At 37.6% G+C, this 16,961-nt stretch carries 16 protein-coding genes; 7 read left to right on the top strand and 9 right to left on the bottom strand.

Going from position 1 to position 16,961, the window contains the following annotated elements; all coding sequences use genetic code 11:
* Window positions 1–30 precede the first annotated feature (30 nt).
* Window positions 31–1,032, top strand: a complete 1,002-nt coding sequence (locus tag A7A78_RS06215) for a PorP/SprF family type IX secretion system membrane protein (RefSeq protein WP_068761574.1) — start codon at window positions 31–33, stop codon at window positions 1,030–1,032.
* A 72-nt stretch (window positions 1,033–1,104) separates the two neighbouring features.
* On the opposite strand, the gene A7A78_RS06210 is transcribed toward A7A78_RS06215, so the two are convergent.
* Window positions 1,105–2,253 (bottom strand): vWA domain-containing protein, encoded by a 1,149-nt coding sequence (locus A7A78_RS06210; protein WP_068761591.1) that lies wholly within the window; start codon window positions 2,251–2,253, stop codon window positions 1,105–1,107.
* Between the two features lie 203 nt (window positions 2,254–2,456).
* On the opposite strand from A7A78_RS06210, the gene A7A78_RS06205 reads away from it, so the two are divergent.
* The 3 genes from A7A78_RS06205 to A7A78_RS06195 all read left to right on the top strand — a co-directional run bounded on the left by A7A78_RS06205 (window position 2,457) and on the right by A7A78_RS06195 (window position 6,007).
* Window positions 2,457–4,652, top strand: coding sequence for a histidine kinase (locus A7A78_RS06205; protein WP_068761590.1), 2,196 nt, complete (start codon window positions 2,457–2,459; stop codon window positions 4,650–4,652).
* On the top strand, window positions 4,652–5,383 hold the full coding sequence (locus tag A7A78_RS06200; RefSeq protein WP_068761573.1) for a LytR/AlgR family response regulator transcription factor: 732 nt from the start codon (window positions 4,652–4,654) through the stop codon (window positions 5,381–5,383). Before A7A78_RS06205 ends, A7A78_RS06200 begins: the two co-directional genes overlap by 1 nt.
* A 111-nt stretch (window positions 5,384–5,494) precedes the next feature.
* Window positions 5,495–6,007 (top strand): gamma carbonic anhydrase family protein, encoded by a 513-nt coding sequence (locus A7A78_RS06195; protein WP_068761572.1) that lies wholly within the window; start codon window positions 5,495–5,497, stop codon window positions 6,005–6,007.
* On the opposite strand, the gene murI is transcribed toward A7A78_RS06195, so the two are convergent.
* The 8 genes from murI to A7A78_RS06155 form a co-directional block, all read right to left on the bottom strand.
* The gene (murI, locus tag A7A78_RS06190) at window positions 6,008–6,799 is read right to left on the bottom strand and encodes a glutamate racemase (protein WP_068761571.1); all 792 of its coding nucleotides are present in this window, start codon (window positions 6,797–6,799) and stop codon (window positions 6,008–6,010) included.
* Window positions 6,800–6,893: 94 nt separating this feature from the next.
* A complete protein-coding gene (locus A7A78_RS06185) occupies window positions 6,894–7,403 on the bottom strand; it encodes an OmpH/Skp family outer membrane protein (RefSeq protein ID WP_068761570.1) in 510 nt (169 codons plus the stop codon).
* Between the two features lie 56 nt (window positions 7,404–7,459).
* Window positions 7,460–8,335, bottom strand: coding sequence for an OmpH/Skp family outer membrane protein (locus A7A78_RS06180; protein ID WP_068761569.1), 876 nt, complete (start codon window positions 8,333–8,335; stop codon window positions 7,460–7,462).
* A gap of 39 nt (window positions 8,336–8,374) precedes the next feature.
* On the bottom strand, window positions 8,375–10,975 hold the full coding sequence (locus tag A7A78_RS06175; protein ID WP_068761589.1) for a BamA/OMP85 family outer membrane protein: 2,601 nt from the start codon (window positions 10,973–10,975) through the stop codon (window positions 8,375–8,377).
* A complete protein-coding gene (locus A7A78_RS06170) occupies window positions 10,956–11,699 on the bottom strand; it encodes an isoprenyl transferase (protein WP_068761588.1) in 744 nt (247 codons plus the stop codon). Before A7A78_RS06170 ends, A7A78_RS06175 begins: the two co-directional genes overlap by 20 nt.
* Before the next feature lie 7 nt (window positions 11,700–11,706).
* Window positions 11,707–12,399 carry a type IX secretion system protein PorG gene (gene porG / locus A7A78_RS06165; protein WP_068761568.1) on the bottom strand — a complete coding sequence of 231 codons (693 nt, stop codon included), beginning with the start codon at window positions 12,397–12,399 and terminating at the stop codon, window positions 11,707–11,709.
* Between the two features lie 99 nt (window positions 12,400–12,498).
* Window positions 12,499–13,383, bottom strand: a complete 885-nt coding sequence (locus A7A78_RS06160) for an NAD kinase (protein ID WP_068761567.1) — start codon at window positions 13,381–13,383, stop codon at window positions 12,499–12,501.
* A 3-nt stretch (window positions 13,384–13,386) separates the two neighbouring features.
* On the bottom strand, window positions 13,387–14,043 hold the full coding sequence (locus A7A78_RS06155; protein ID WP_068761566.1) for a CBS domain-containing protein: 657 nt from the start codon (window positions 14,041–14,043) through the stop codon (window positions 13,387–13,389).
* 89 nt (window positions 14,044–14,132) lie between these two features.
* On the opposite strand from A7A78_RS06155, the gene A7A78_RS06150 reads away from it, so the two are divergent.
* The 3 genes from A7A78_RS06150 to A7A78_RS06140 all read left to right on the top strand — a co-directional run bounded on the left by A7A78_RS06150 (window position 14,133) and on the right by A7A78_RS06140 (window position 16,947).
* Window positions 14,133–14,846: a pyridoxine 5'-phosphate synthase gene (locus A7A78_RS06150; protein WP_068761565.1), complete on the top strand. Its 714-nt coding sequence runs from the start codon at window positions 14,133–14,135 to the stop codon at window positions 14,844–14,846.
* Window positions 14,846–15,607: an alpha/beta fold hydrolase gene (locus tag A7A78_RS06145; protein ID WP_068761564.1), complete on the top strand. Its 762-nt coding sequence runs from the start codon at window positions 14,846–14,848 to the stop codon at window positions 15,605–15,607. The genes A7A78_RS06150 and A7A78_RS06145 overlap by 1 nt, the downstream gene beginning before the upstream one ends.
* Before the next feature lie 89 nt (window positions 15,608–15,696).
* Window positions 15,697–16,947 (top strand): OmpP1/FadL family transporter, encoded by a 1,251-nt coding sequence (locus tag A7A78_RS06140; RefSeq protein ID WP_068761563.1) that lies wholly within the window; start codon window positions 15,697–15,699, stop codon window positions 16,945–16,947.
* Window positions 16,948–16,961: the final 14 nt, after the last annotated feature.

The raw sequence follows: 16,961 nt of genomic DNA, 5'->3' as shown, positions 1-16,961 counted from the left end.
CATTTTACCTTAAAACGATAAAAAGAAACTATGAATATTAAACGAATCTCCCTCATCCTACTTTTGTTGACATCTTTTTATGGATTTTCCCAAGATGGAATACCGATATATTCAGATTATTTTTCAGATAACCTCTATTTAATTCATCCGTCTATGGCAGGTGCGGCCACACATAACCAAGTACGGTTAACTGCGCGGCAACAGTGGTTTGATCAAAATGAAGCCCCAAATCTTCAGACGCTAAGCTTTAATGCACGCCTTGGTGAGCAATCTGGGGTAGGAGTTATTTTATATAACGATAAAAATGGCTATCATTCGCAAACTGGAGGATATGTTACCTATGCCCACCATATTATGTTTTCAAGAAGTGAGGCAGACCTTAACCAGTTGTCCTTTGGTTTGAGTGCGGGATTGACCCAATCTAGACTCGATGAGACTAATTTTGATCTAACGGATTTCGACCCAGTAATTGCAGGAATTATTCAAAGCACTTCTTATTTTAATGTGGATGCTGGTCTTTCGTATAACTTTTTGGATTTCTCCGGGCATTTTACCGTGAAAAATATCATATTTCAAAATAGGTCGATTTATACAGAAAAATACGAATCTAACAATCAACGTAAATACTTGATTTCCGCAGCATATGCTATTGGTAAATATGGAGCCGATTGGAGCTATGAGCCTTCCTTCCTTTTTCAATGGAGCGAACGTACAGGTGAACAAGCTATTGACGTAAATTTTAAGGCTTACAGAACAATGGATTTTGGACAACTGTGGGGCGGACTGTCATACAGAAGAAGCCTTGATGGTGCAGAATACCTTAATGGGGAAGAAGTAAAGGTGCAAAAATTGCAATATTTCACACCGGTTTTAGGTATTAATTATAAGAATTTTATGTTCGCATACACCTATTCTTACCAAGCTGGAAATGTAAAATTCCAAAGTGGTGGTTTTCATCAAATTACTTTGGGTTACGACTTTTTGGGTGGAAGACCAGAACCGTATGATTGTAATTGTCCAGCCATTAACTAAATTATATATTTCGTAAAAGAAAAAGCCTGATACTTTTAAAAGTATCAGGCTTTTTTTATTTGTTAAAGAGAGTTATTCCCACGTGTAATTCTTTTTTTCAGCTTGCTTTTTTATGGCTTGCACCATTGCATTTTCCAAACCGTTGTCTATTTGTTTGCTATTTTCTGAAATGTATTTCCGGCGCTGTTCATTCAATTCCTTTATTTCATTTTGAATTGCTTCTCTTTCGTTTCGCTTCGTTTCAAGATATTTCTTTATTTCAGAATTAGATTTACCTTTCAGTTCCTGGGGCAATTCATCTTTCTTCAATTTGTCATAACTAAAACCTGCTTCTTTTTCGGCATCTACCAAATCCCAAGTACTGTTGGTGTAAAGATGGCTTCCTTTTGAAACTGTTCGGCTCACGGCGTTTGCCTTGCTATATTCCTCGGCATTTGCGTCCTGCTCCTGTTGCATGGCTTGTTTCATTTCTCCACGCGATCCATAAGGTACATAGGTGTTGTTCAGTTTTATGTTTAGTTGAATAATTACATCATCATATGGAGAGGGAACATAAACAGTTTGCTGGTTTTGATTGATGGCCATATAATCGCCATAAGTAAGTTGGGCGCCATCTTTCCAGTAACTATCAATTCCGTGTTTATAATCCCCACAGAAAATAGTATTTACTACAATACCGTCTTCTTTTGCGGCCATTGCTGCATCTTTATAATTAATTTTGCCTTGATTGAAAGGTTCATTACCCGCAATAAAAACCATTTTTAAATCATCATTTTCGTTTCCCCAATCAAGTTTATTTAATGATTCCTGAATTACCGCCCCGCAGTATTCGCTTCCGCCGTTTGTTGTGAGTGAAAAAAGTTCTTTCGATACATCGTCAAAATCTTCAGTAAAGCTTAAAATTTTTCGAATGTAATTGTCACGCGAACTCAAATTATCATTCCCGTATTCGTATAAAGCAATTTGAAGTTTAGGACGGTCATTACGGCATTTTGCGTAGCTGAGTTCGTTTACAATTTCCCAAAGTTGGGCCTTGGCTTGGTCGATCAATCCGTCCATGCTGTTGCTTGTGTCAAGTAATAAAGCCACTTTTATATAGTGTTCTTTTTTCGGCGTTTCTATTGCTGCCAATAATTGTTTATCGGTCTTTTTCGTGTCTGCTTTGCAGGAATATGTAAGTGCGAGCATTAAAGCCAAAAGAATAATTTGAGATTTTTTCATAACGGTCATATTTATTTTAATGTAAACCTATGGCGAACATTTTTCTTAAAAAATAGACTTTGAGGAAGCAGTTTGTATCAATTAGGGAAAAGTATTTTTGGATGAGTGAAGTATTCTTTTTTCACCTTTGCAGAAGCTATTTCAGAAAAACGTAATTTTAGGCATTGCGCCAAAGTGCGTATGTTTACCGTTTTAAAGACGAAATGAAAAAACTTTTTTTCCTTTTATTTATAGTTGTCCTTTTTTCTTCGGAAGAAAGCTTTTCGCAAGTGAAGCGTTCTTTGGAAAATAAATCATTTATGCTCAAGGGCGAAGTGATTGATGGCGAAACCAATATGCCTATCCCAAAGGTGAACGTTGAGATTCTGGGGGGCCAATACACTACAACGAATTTTTCGGGCAGGTTTGCCATTTCAGCAAAAATAGGTGACGAGCTGGTGATAAAAAGTGATGATTTTGTTACGGTTTATTACACAATCAAGGAAAACGACTTTGTAACGGTCCGGGTGGAAAAGGCCAAAACTGAATCTGCGCCGGTTGTTTCAAAAACCTCCCAAAACGGTAGGCAAGCCGGTTTCAATGTTTATTTGGATTCTGCTAAATTTTTTCTGAAAAAAGATGCACAAAAAAGTATTGAATACGTAACCAAAGCATTGGAGCCGAAACGGGGACAAACTATTTCAAAAAAAGAAAAAAGTCTGGCCTTTGAAACTTTGGGCGATATCAATTTGTTTTGGAGCCAGCCAGATTTAGCGATTGATAATTTCAAACAAAGCCTTCAAAATAGCAGCAATACAGATGTGGCGATTAAATTGGCAAAGGCATTTGCGCAGAACAAAAATTATCAGGAAAGTATTTCGGAATTTCAAAAATTGTTAAAAGATAATCTTTCCGGTTATCAAAAAGTGGAAGTTTACGAAGGCTTGGGCGATACCTACAAAGCTATTGGCGACGGGGTGAAAAGTGTTTTTAACTACCAAAAGGCATTGGACACAGCCAAAGAAAATAGAATTACCCCAAAAATCACAAACTTAAATTCCAAGATTGGCGAGGCTTATGCACAAAGTGGCGCGTTGAGCGAAGCGGAGGAATATTTTGACAATTCATTGAAACTTGCCAAAAAGGAAAATAAACAGCGCGCAGTATCTGAAAAAAATAAAGTAGCCGATTTTTACAACCAAAACCGTGATTATGAAAAGGAAATCCAACTTCGGGAAGAAACCTTGGAAGAATTAAATTCAATGGATAAAGGCGCCACCGTTGAAGATGAAGCACTAACACCTCAACGCCAAAACTATAAAATTGCAAATGCCTTTGTGGCTCAGGAAAAGTATAAGCAGGCAATTCCGTATCTCGAAAAAAGTATTGCGGAGGCAGATAAAAAGGAAGATTTGATTGTGCAAAAAGATGCCGTGCGAAAGCTTTCTGAAATTTATCGGGACATTGGCGAGTTTGATAAAGCTACCGAGAGCTATCAGCGATATGTGGAAGTGGTGGATGAGCTTTACATAAAAAAAGAACAAGAAATAAGCCAAGCAGCACGTTTCAGTAAAGAGATTACACAGAAACAAAACCGAATTGCCAGTCTTGAAAACGACCGAAAATTGAATGAAAGCCGCTACAAACTCGCTTTTGAAAACCAAGAGCTCATTCAAAAGAATGACCGAATTCAAAAATGGATTATTGGGTCTTTGATTTTAATAGTGTTGCTTTTGTTTTTTGCGGCTTATACACAGTATAAAAACGTGAAACAACAAAAATTTGCCAATAATATTTTGGCGCTGAAATCGCTTCGGTCGCAGATGAATCCGCATTTTATTTTTAATGCACTGAATTCCGTAAATAGCTTTATTGCGGTAAATGACGAGCGTACGGCGAACAAATATTTGACCGATTTTTCACTGTTGATGCGTTCCGTTTTGGAAAACAGCGAAGAGGATTTTATTCATTTGGAAAAAGAAATTGAGCTGCTTGAACTGTATGTGAAATTGGAACATTTTCGGTTTAAGGATAAATTCGACTATAAAATTTCGATTGACGAAAACATAAAGTTGAATGAATTTGTAATTCCGCCAATGTTGCTTCAGCCGTATGTGGAAAACGCCGTTTGGCACGGACTTCGGTACAAAGAGGAAAAAGGATTGTTGGAAATTAATTTCGCGCAAATAGATTCCGAAACCATAAAAATTTCCATTATCGATGATGGAATTGGCCGTTCTAAATCGAACGAATTCAAAACCGAAAACCAAAAGAAACAAAAATCAAAAGGAATGGGGAACACGCAAAAACGGATTGCTATTTTAAACCAAATGTATAAGGACAAAGTGGATGTAAAAGTGGAAAACGTTTTTGAAAATAACGAAGGAACCAAAGTTGAACTTATTTTAAAGAAAGACTGATGAAATTAAACGCAATAATTGTTGAAGACGAAGAGACAAGCCGCGAAATTCTGAGGAATTATTTGGCGAAATACTGCCCGAATATTGTCTTGAAAGGTGAGGCCGCAAACGTAGATGATGCTTTGGTCTTAATACGAAACAATGATTTGGATGTAGTTTTTCTCGATGTGGAAATGCCTTATGGAAATGCTTTCGATTTGCTCGATAAAGTTGGCGACAGGCAGTTTGAAACTGTTTTTGTGACGGCTTATAACCATTATGCAATTGATGCTTTAAACGCCCATGCTTCCTATTATTTGCTGAAACCAATTTCCATTGATAAATTGATTGAGGCTGTTGATTACGTTTCGGAAATAAAAACGAAGGAAAACAATCTGCAGAATTCAATTTTAAAGCCGTTACAAACGCAGGTTGCGGGAAAGATTACAATTCCGCTGCAAAACGGTTTTGAAGTGCTTCAAATGGAAGATATATTGTATTGCCAAGCCGATGATAATTACACGCAGATTCATCTAAAAGTTGGAAAGCGATTGGTGAGCAAAACCTTGAAATATTTTGAGGATTCGCTTTCGGAAAATGGCTTTGCAAGAGTACATAAATCCTATTTGGTAAATGTGAACGAAATTACCGAATACAAAAAAGGAAAGGGTGGGAGCGTAGTGCTTTCCAGCGGAAAGGAAATAATGGTAAGTCCTTCGCGGAAGAAGGATTTGTTGGCTTATTTTGGGTGAAAAGTTCAAAGTTGCAAGTTGCAAGTTTGGCGAGATGTCTTATTTTAGCTTTATTTTGCAACCTGCAACCTGCAACCTGCAACCTGAAATCACAAATCACAAACCTAAAAAATGATTATTAGAGAAGTAAACGGAAAACACCCCCAAATCCCCGAAGATTGTTACATTGCTGAAAATGCTACTATAGTTGGCGATGTGGTGATAGGTAATGAATGTAGCGTTTGGTTTAACGCTGTAATTCGCGGCGATGTGAATTTCATCAAAATGGGCAATAAAGTGAATGTGCAGGACGGCGCTGTGATTCACGCAACTTATAAAACTTCGCCCACAACTATTGGCAATAATGTGTCTATTGGACACAATGCCATAGTTCACGGTTGCACAATTCATGATAATGTGTTGATCGGGATGGGAAGTATTGTTATGGACGATTGTGTAATAGAGAGCAACACAATAATTGCTGCTGGCGCCGTGGTTTCAAAAAACACGAGAGTGGAAAGTGGAAGCATTTATGCAGGCATTCCTGCCAAAAAGATAAAAGACATAAGCCCTGAACTTACCAAAGGTGAAATAGAAAGGATTGCAAATAATTATGTTATGTATTCTTCGTGGTTTAAGGAATAATCAAAAATCTATTTTTTCTACGGAAATTTTTTCTGAATACTCTTTCAGTAGAAATTTTAAAGTATTGGTTTCAGCGTTTGTGAAAAACTGAAGTTTCGGCTTTGTATTTTCTTCGCGAAGCAAATTCAAGCTTTGCAAAACTGTTTTAGTTTGCCTTGCAACCGCTTCGCCGGAATCGATAATTTTCACGTTCTCGGGAAGAATTTTTTTCAACTGCGGAATAATATACGGATAGTGGCTGCAGCCCAAAACCACATAATCAACATTTGCATCAATCATCGGTTTGGTATGTTTTTTCAAAAGCGAAATCATTTCAGGGCCGTCAAGATTTCCCGCTTCAATTAAAGGTACAAGCCCTTCACCAATAATTTCAACTACACTAATATCTTTTGTAAATTCTCTAGTTGTTCTGCTGAAGAGAGCGCTGCTAAGCGTTCCCTTTGTCGCTAAAATTCCAATACTTTTTGAGGTGGTTTGCAGGGCTGCGGGTTTTATTGCGGGTTCTATTCCGATAATGGGAATTTCATATTTTTCCCGAAGTGTTGAAATGGCATTTGTAGTAGCCGTGTTGCAGGCCACAACTATTATTTTACAGCCCAGTTCGAGCAACTCTTCAACATTCTTGATGCTGAGAGCGGTTATTTCATCTGAAGATTTGTTTCCGTAAGGCGCATTTTTACTATCTGCAAGATAGATTGTATTTTCATTTGGCATAAGTTTATTAATTTCCTGCCAAATGGAGGAGCCACCAACTCCCGAATCAAAAACTCCTATGGGACTGTTTTTATCCATATCGTAAAAGTAGCCAATTACTTCAAATTTGGGAATAAAAAAACTGTCCGTTAATAACGGACAGTTTTTAAAATTTTATAAGCCTAAAAAAGAATTACATTCCCAATTCTTTTTTAACGTCTGCCATAAGATCTTTACCATCGGCAAGGATAACACCGCTACCTACAGTTGAATCCAAAACATATTGAAAGCCTTGTGCTTTAGCTACTCTTTGAATTGTAGATTGTGCTTTTTCAAGGATTGGCTTGAAAATATCGGTTCTTTTATTGTCTAAATCCTGAAGTGCTTGTTGTCTGTATGCTTGAATGTTATTCTGCATACCTTGAACTTCTTCAACTCTTTTTTGATTTTCAGCGTCTGTTTTGCCAGCAGCCTCGCTATCGTATTGTCTCATTTTGGTATCAAGTTCCTTGGCCATTGCTTTAATCTCAGTGTCATAGGTTTTCTGCACTTTTTCCAATTGGCTTTGTGCTGCCTTGTATTCTGGCATTGCCTCGATCAATTCCTGTGCATTAATATGAGCAATTTTTGATTGGGCATTTACAAAACTTGTAGCCCCAACGAAAAGTGCAATTGCAACTAATAACGTTTTCATTTTTTTCATTGTAAGTGTATTTAATTTAAGTGTTATTTTATTATAAGTGTAAAAGTATTTAAAATTTATTCTCCACCTTCTTGACCATCTCCACCTTCGTTCCCCCCAGAAGGAGTGTTGTTTCTATTTTGGCGTGAATTCATAATGGAATCTCTTCTTCGTTCTCTTTCTTCAATCAAGCGTTGTCTGCGATCTTCAAATTCCTGCTTTTTAACGGCTCTAATTGAATCCCGCTCTCTTTGCCTTTGTGCCATCATTTCCTCACGTTCGGTTTTTTTGGCTTCAACAGCTTCTTGACGCTCTTGCTTTTCTGCTACTTTTTCTTTTTCTTCTGCGGTTATTGGCCCATCAAGCGGATCCTCGCTTTGTTCAATTTTTCTTTGTTCCTTTTTGTTTGCAGCCTGAACTCTTCTTCCTGCTCGTTCTATACTTCTAAGAACTGCATCACTGATGTCGTTTCTTTTTGCAGCAAAAAGCATAACAACGTCTGCAGATTTATCAAAAATGAAATCATATTTTTTTGCTTCAGCAATTTCCTGCACAATATTGAAAACCTGATCCTGGATGGGCTGCACCAATTGTCTTCTTTGAATCATCAAATCACCATTAGGGCCAAAACGATCCTGTTGGTATTGAAGCATTTCATCTTCCTTTATTTTAATTTCCTCTTCGCGCTCGTCAATCAATTCTTTGGTAAGAAGAACCCTTTCATTAGCAAGGTTCAATTTCATTTGATCAATTTCTTTCTGCTTTTTTTCAATATCCTGTTTCCAGCGTTGAACCTTACCTTCCAATTGGATGGAAGCTTCTTTGTATTCTGGAACACTTTCTAAAATATATTCCATATCAATATATCCTATGCGAACGCCTTTTTGAGCTTCAGCCATAAAGGTGAAGCAAAAAAGGGAAAGGGTAAAAAATAGTATTTTTTTTGTCTTCATATTAGTTGGTTGTTGTTTAAGAAAATATCGTGCCAGTTTTTAAAATTGTTGTCCAATGATAAAGTGGGTTTCCCATCCGTTCTTCTCTGTACCGCCCAAAACAGGGTCAAATCCATATCCAAAGTCAATACCTAAAAGTCCAAATGCAGGCATAAATATACGTAATCCTGCGCCAGCGGAACGTTTTAATTCAAAAGGATTGTAATTCCTGAACCCATCATAAGATGCTCCACCTTCCACAAAGCCAAGCACATAAATGGATGCAAGTTGTTTTAAGGTAACAGGATATCTTAACTCTAACGAAAATTTATTGTAAATCGTATTTCCGTCAGTATCAGAAAGTGACTGGTTGGGGTAACCTCTCATCTGGATCACTTCCCTACCGTCCAAACTATACGCGCCAAGCCCATCTCCACCAACGAAAAATCTTTCGAATGGAGGAACGCCTCGATCTTGATTATAAGCACCCAAGAATCCAAATTCAGTGTTGGTGCGAAGAACCATTTTGCCAATCATTCTGGTGTACCAAGTTCCTTTAAACTTGATTTTATAATATTCTAGCCACTTGAAACGCTCTTGGTCAATTTCTGAAATTCGCTTGTTGTCGTCAACATATTCAGGATTGTCAGGCAGTGTTTGGGAAAGCAAATCCCTTTCATCAGCAAGTGCTTTATAATCTACACTGTTAAAGGCTGAATACGGTAAAGTAAGTTTCGCTGTAATACTAAAATCTGAACCCGAAGTAGGATAAATGGGGTTGGTCGCTGTGTTGTTTCGGCTTATACCTATTGTATATGCAAGGTTGTTTGAATATCCATCCCCAAACGTAAACAATCCGGTATTGTAATTATTAAGGTTGTAGTGTTGGAAACTAATGGCATTTGACCACACAAAATAATCATCAGGCCATTTTATCTTTTTTGCCAAACCAATTGAACCACCAGTAATTGTAAAGCTTCTGGATTTATCTGCCCGTCGGTTGTTATAATCATAAAAATTCTGAATGGTATGTGAAAATGAAGTAGATAATTGTACCGGTTTTCTACCGCCTAACCAAGGTTCTGTAAGCGAAAGGCTATAGGTTTGGTAATAACTACTTGCTTGCGCACGTAACGAAAGTTTCTGTCCATCTCCCATTGGAAGAGGCTTATATGAATCAAAGTTGAAAATATTGCGAAGTGAAAAGTTGTTGAATGAAAGCCCTAATGTTCCCACAAAGCCACCACCGCCATAACCTCCTTGAAGCTCAATCTGGCTGGAGCCTTTTTCAACTACAGAGTATTCCAAATCTACCAATCCGTTGTTTTCATCTACTTTTTTGAAGTTTGGAGAAAGCTGCTCTGGATCAAAGAAACCTAATTGGCCCAACTCACGGATGGTTCTTACCACGTCGCGTTTGCTGTATTTCTGTCCGGGTCGGGTTCTTAATTCCCTGTAAATAACATGGTCATTGGTTCTATCGTTTCCTATAACCGTAACGTGGTCAAAATAGAAAAGATTACGCTCCATTATCCTGATTTCAAAATCTATGGTGTCGTTACGAACCGCCACTTCCACAGGGTTTATACGTGCTGCAAGATAACCGTTGTTTTGGTATAGGTTTGTAAGGTCATTTGCTTCGGGATCGGTTTCGTCCGCAATACGTTCCTGTAAAAGAACCCCGTTGTAAACTTCACCTTTTTTTATCCCTAATATTTGGCGCAACTGGCTATCAGTAAAAACACTGTTTCCAATAAATTTTATATCGCCAAAATAATACTTATCGCCTTCTTCAAGTTTAATGTCCAGGGCAACATTCTTTTTGTCCAAAACCCTTAAAGTGTCGCTAATAATGCGCGCATCACGATATCCATTTGATTTGTACTTTTTCAGAATTGATTCTTTGTCTTCTTCAAACCCTTCTTCAGTATATTTTGAGCGCTTCCATAAACGAATAAAATTTTTCCGTTTTGTCTTTTTCATGGAGCGTCTCAATTTACCCTTGGTAAAATGTTCGTTTCCTTCAAAAGTGATCTTTTTTACCTTAACACGTTTTCCTTTATCTACGGTGATAGCCATGTTTTTTGAAACTTCAACACCTGTAGAATCTATATAGGGAGTGGTAGTAATGGATACTTCGGTATTATAAAAACCGTCTTTTTTATATTTGTTGGTAATGTAATTTTTGGTGGTTGTAAGCAGGTTTTTTGTGATTTTTGCACCCGCATTCAAATCATTGTCCTTAATAATTTCCTTTCGTTTTGCTTTGCGGACGCCTTTCCCGTTTATAGTTACTTCGTGAAGCTTTGGTAGCTCTACAATGTATAGTTCCAAATCTACACTGTCGCCATCCATGTTTGTAACATAAAAAGCAATGTCGCTAAATAGGTTTTGCTCCCAAAGTTTTTTGGTCACTTGGCTCAATTTTTCGCCCGGAATGTAGATGCGGTCTCCTTTTTTAAGGCCGGTAAAAGCTATAACCGTTTGTTCGTTAAAACTTTGTGCGCCTGTAACGGTTATTTGATTGATGGTGTATTTTTTTCCGCTGTCAAGTTCTTTTTGCTGCGCCTGTAGTGTAAAAACGGAAAGTATTGTAAATAATAAAATACAATAAGATTTTCTGTATGTATGCAATAGGGAACTATTGATTGAGTTGTTCACTGGTTTTTCCAAATCTTCTTTCTCTGTTTTGATAATTTAATATTGCTTCAAAAAGATGGTTTTTAGTATAATCCGGCCAAAGTGTTTCAGTAAAATACAGCTCGGCGTACGCTATTTGCCATAGTAAAAAATTACTGATGCGCTGTTCGCCACTGGTGCGGATCAATAAATCTACATCTGGTAAATTTTGCGTGTAAAGATGATTATTTATTACCGTTTCATCAATATCATGCGGCGAAATTAGGTTATTTTTAACTTTAAGACTAATCTCTTTTATTGTTTTTGTAATTTCTTCCCTTGAACCATAACTCAAGGCTAGGGTAAGGGTCATTCGCTTGTTGTTCTTGGTTTTTTCAATAACGTCCATCAATTCTTTGTGCGCTTTTTTTGGCAAAGCGTCCAAATTACCTATTGCGTTAAGTTTTATATCGTTGTCCGTTAATGTCTTTATTTCTTTTTTGAGGGAAGAAACCAAAAGTTTCATCAACAGTTCTACCTCCAATTTTGGACGGTTCCAGTTTTCTGTTGAAAAGGCGTAGAGTGTTAAAAAAGGAATTCCAATTTCAGCACTGCCTTCCACTATTTCCCGAACGGCTTTGGTGCCGTTTTCGTGACCAATAGACCTGAACAAACCTTTCTGTTTTGCCCAACGACCGTTGCCGTCCATAATGATGGCAAGATGTTGAGGAAGTTTGTTTTTATCTATTTGGTCTTTTTGATCCATTATGTTTTTAAAAATTGCAATAGCAAGGTTTTCTTCCGAAAGCAAAAGTAACGGTTATACCCGTAAATACATACCAATCATCACTATTGGTGTTTCCGAATTTTAGACCTTCTTCGTCTGCCAAGCCTTTTATGGGGTTACTTCCGTCCAAATCGTCCGTGAATGTATATCGGGCTCCAATTTCAAAACCTAACATTGCATTTTGGCCCATATTCGCTTTGAAGCCTACTACCATTGGGATTGCGATGCTTGCTGCATTGTCATATTCAACAATCTGACCGGAATTTCTTTTATAAAGTGCTGAATAGCTGAAACCTGTAAGCCCAGTATATAAATAAGGAGTGGAAATTGCTTTTTGGCTATGAACATCAAAATCCCAAAATGTATATTCAATACCAATAGAAAGTTCCTTTACCGTATTTTCAAAAGAATACCCACGCTCTTTTCTGCGACTGTTGGAACTTTTTGAGTCGTCTCCTTTTATTTTTGCAACCATTACCGAACCCCTAAATGCATGTCTGGCACTGCGGTTCCATTTAAAAATACCGCCTACCGCTAAACTATTTGGGTTTATATAATTGGTTTTCCCAACATCTCCAATATAGTTAGCGCCACCAATCATTCCGCCAATTTCATATGTTTGGGAATGTGCTAAAAACGCTGTTGAGAGTATTAAAAATACAGTCGCGAAATACTTCATATTCTTTAAAAGTTTGCAAATATAACAATAAACTTGGCTTATCTATATTCTAAGCCTATTTGTCTCTGTTGATTAACAAATTTTGGAGCGTTTTATTGTTTAATTGCGCTTGTCTTCACCCCACAAAAGTTTTTTGCGAAGGGTTTTTATAAAGCTATCATCGTGAAGTTGAAGTAATTTGATAGTGAAAGGCGCTTTTTTTATAATAATACTTGTTTCGTTTTCCAGTGTAGCTATTCGCGAGTCCATAGAAACCAAAAAGCTACTTTCCCTTCCCGAAACTTTTAAAGCGATGGTGCAGGAATCTGGTATTACCAAAGGTCTTGCGTTAAGATTATGCGGTGCAATAGGTGTGAGTACAATATTATTAGCCTCCGGGTCTATTACCGGTCCGCCGCAGCTCAATGAATAACCTGTAGAGCCCGTAGGAGTTGCAACAATAAGCCCGTCTGACCAATAAGAGGTGAGGTATTTGTCGTTTACTAGCGTTTCCACTTTAATCATGGAAGTTGTGTTCCGTCGGTTTACGGCTACTTCGTTTAAGGCAAAATTTAGCGGCTTTATTTCGTCGCTCTCCGGAAAAGTTTCCACTGTAAGTAAGCTCCTTTCAGAAATGGAATATTCGCCTTCCAAAATTTGGTTTAGGCTTTCCGTCATTTCCTCTTTTTGGATTGTGGCCAAAAAACCAAGTCTTCCTGTATTTATTCCCACAATAGGAATGCCTAGATCCCTTACAAATGTTACGGCTTTCAAAATTGTTCCATCGCCACCAATGCTGAAAAAAAGATCGAAGCTGGAATCTAATTCAGTAAAAGTGGAGAATCCCGAGAAATTTTTCGTGATTTCCTGATTTTGGTTGATGATGCCCAAAAAATTTGCTTCTATAAGTACTTCTGCCTCTCTCTTCTGAAGTGCATCGAGCAACATCTGAATATAGATTTCAGAATTTTCGTGATAAAACTGGCCGTAGATACCTATTTTCATCAATTATATATTAAGGTATTTATCCAAATATTCGGAACGCTCTTTTAAATCCTCCAAAAATTTATCTTCTTCATGATGGCTAATAACGTTATAATTATATCTTCTAAAAGTTTGAACAATACTGTTAAGTGCGGTGTGACCCACTTTTAATGTAACCTGAACCGTGTCATTTTCAATTTTTGAAATAAAGACACCAAATATTCGGGTTCCGTTAGATTCCACAATTTGGCATACTTCACTGAAAGAATAATCCTGAATTCCTTTTTCAACAACTATAATTCCGCCCGTTTCATTTAAAAATGGGGTGTTGTTGAAAAGACTCATGATGTCGCCCAATTCATAATATCCTAAATATTTGTTGTCCACACCCAAAACAGGCATTATGTTGCTGTTGTTTAGGGCGAAAGCTTCCAAAATATCCAGCCAATTGGTATCTTCCAAAACGTGGAAAGGCTCCAAAGCATATTGAAAATCACTAAGCAATTTTTTGTTGTCGAAACAATACGCATCGTTTTCTGAAACACAACCTATATAATGACCATCCTTTTCAACGGGTACATGGGAATAGGTAAGCTGATTGAAAACGGTTTGCACATCTTTTATCTTCGCCGAAATGTCAAAGGGTTCAATATCGTTGATGATGTAATTCAAGGTTTCCATTGCAATCTATTTTTTAATGCAAATTACTTAAAATAAAGGTTCAGTAAGCGCTGTAAGGTTTGTATTTTTGTTAATTCTAACACAAAGAAATGACAAAATTAAGCGTAAACATAAACAAAATTGCCACGTTGCGCAACGCGCGAGGCGGCAACGTGCCTGATTTGTTGCGGGTTGCAACGGATATTGAAAAATTTGGCGCACAAGGAATCACCATCCACCCTAGACCCGATGAACGCCACATTCGGTATCAAGATGCGTACGATTTAAAACCCATCGTTTCCACCGAATACAACATTGAGGGAAACCCGATGGATAATTTTACAAAGATGGTTTTGGAAATAAAACCCACCCAAGTTACCCTCGTTCCCGATGCTGTTGATGCAATTACTTCCAACGCAGGTTGGGATACTGTGAAGCACGCAGCTTATTTAAAGGAAATAATTTCTGAATTTAAACGAAACGGAATCCGCACTTCCATATTTGTAGATCCAACCTTAAAAATGATTGAAGGCGCCGCAGAAACGGGAACCGATAGAATTGAATTGTATACAGAAGAATTCGCCAAGCAATATTCTTTGGGCAATAAAGAAGCAATAAAACCATATACGGAATGTGCAATTCTTGCAAACAAATTGAATTTGGGCATCAACGCAGGTCACGATCTTTCATTGGAAAACATAAAGTTTTTTAAAGAAAATATTCCAAACCTTTTGGAAGTGAGCATTGGGCATGCGCTTATTTGTGAGGCGCTTTATGATGGGTTGGAGAAAGTGATTTCAGAATATTTAAAAAAGCTTAGCTAATGACTTTACACTCCCAAATACTCGGCTCCGGCAAACCCTTCGTAATCCTCCACGGCTTCCTCGGTATGAGCGACAACTGGAAAACCCTCGGCAACCGATGGGCGGAAGATGGTTATGAAGTTCATCTTTTAGACCAACGAAATCACGGTCGAAGTTTTCACAGCGATGAATTTTCGTATGAACTAATGGCTGAAGATTTGAAAAATTATTGCGAAGAGCACGGTTTAAAGGAAATAATTCTGCTCGGTCATTCCATGGGCGGGAAAGTTGCAATGCAGTTTGCGGTAACCTATCCTGAAATGGTTTCGAAATTAATAGTTGCAGATATTGGCCCAAAAGCCTACCCGCCACACCATCAAGATATTTTGAAAGCGCTTTCTGCATTGGACTTCTCTAAAATAAAGTCCCGCGGTGAAGCAGAAGATATTCTTTCGAAATATATAAAAGACGAAGGCACAAAGCTTTTTCTTCTAAAAAATCTTTACCGAAAAAATAAAAATGAATTGGGGCTTCGTATAAATCTTCCTGTCCTTTCAGCAAAAATTGGAGAAGTAGGCGTAGCTCTTCCTGAAAACACTATTTTTAAAGGCGATACGCTATTTTTAGGGGGCGAAAAAAGCGGTTATATTGAACCGATGGATGAAATTTTGATTAAAAAACATTTTCCAAAAGCAAAAATTGGAACAATTTCGAACGCTGGACATTGGCTACACGCAGAAAATCCCGACGAATTTTATGAAAATGTTATGAATTTTTTATAATATTGTAAGGGTATTTATTATGCACGCATAAGAAATAAATTATTATTAAACAGATTCCTTTCACATTTAACTTAAAGAAATAAACAATTATGAAGAAAGTATTATTAATTGCCGTTTTTGCACTTGCAAGTGCGGTTACTTATGCGGGAGGTTACCGCGTAAGTTTGCAGGGCAATAAAGCCTTGGCTATGGGGCACACGGGTGTTGCGATAGTAAATAGCAGTGAGCTAGTGTTTTTCAACCCTGCTGGTCTGGTTTATTTGGATGATAAATTTAATATCTCTGCCGGGGCTAGCGGTGTATTTTCCAACATTGCTTACCAAGATACCGAAAGTGGCGCCAACGCGCGCACAGATAGCCCAGTGGGAACACCGCTTTATTTATATGCCTCTTATAAGGCGACCGATTGGTTGGCTTTTGGCCTTGGTGTTTACACGCCTTATGGAAGTGAAGTGAAATATGAAGACGATTGGGCAGGTTCACATTTGGTAAATAATATTGACTTAAAAGCAATATATATCCAGCCAACAGTTTCCTTTAAAGTAAATGATGTTATAAGTTTTGGGGGTGGTCCTATTTATGTGACTGGTTCGGTAAACTTTAACAGAAACCTAAACCGTACTCTTACAGATCTTGATGGAAACCGTGCCAACGTTACTGTTGATGCAACTGGTGTAAGCAATTGGGGTTGGGTTGCCAGTACGATGGTGAATCTTACGGAAGACCTTCACATTGGTGCTACATACCGTTCCGAAATTATTCTTGATGCTGAAGACGGCGATGCAACTTTTGAAAATGTTCCAAACTCGCCATTAACACCTTTTGAGGATACTAAAATTAATGCTTCATTGCCGTTGCCTGCTGAAATGACTGTAGGTATGTCATACGATTTCTGCGAAAAATGGACATTTGCTTTTGATTTCAACCGTACTTTTTGGGATGTTTACAAATCATTGGATATAGATTTTGCAAATCCGGATATTCCAGATTCAAAGAATGCACGTAATTATAAAAACGCTTCTATTTATCGTTTCGGAATGCAGTATGACGCAACAAAAATGTTCACCTTGCGCGCTGGTTATTATTTTGATGAATCTCCAGTTCAGTCTGGCTATTTTGCGCCAGAAACTCCACGAAATGATAGTAGTAATTTTACTGCAGGTTTAACCGTAAACCTTGGCGAGCACTTGCAGATAGATGCATCATTCCTTTATTCATACTTTAAGGAAATAGATGCTTCCTATAATTATTATTTCGAAAACGGACAGTCTGTTCCTTTTAAAGGAACTTATAAAACCAATGCCTTTGTTCCAGGATTGGGGCTTACTTATAAACTATAATTGAAAAATTCAGA

The sequence above is a fragment of the Aequorivita soesokkakensis genome (assembly GCF_001641085.1).
Taxonomy (GTDB): domain Bacteria; phylum Bacteroidota; class Bacteroidia; order Flavobacteriales; family Flavobacteriaceae; genus Aequorivita; species Aequorivita soesokkakensis.
The sequence above is the reverse complement of the archived record's forward strand: the minus strand, read 5'-3'. Positions and strand labels throughout refer to the sequence as shown.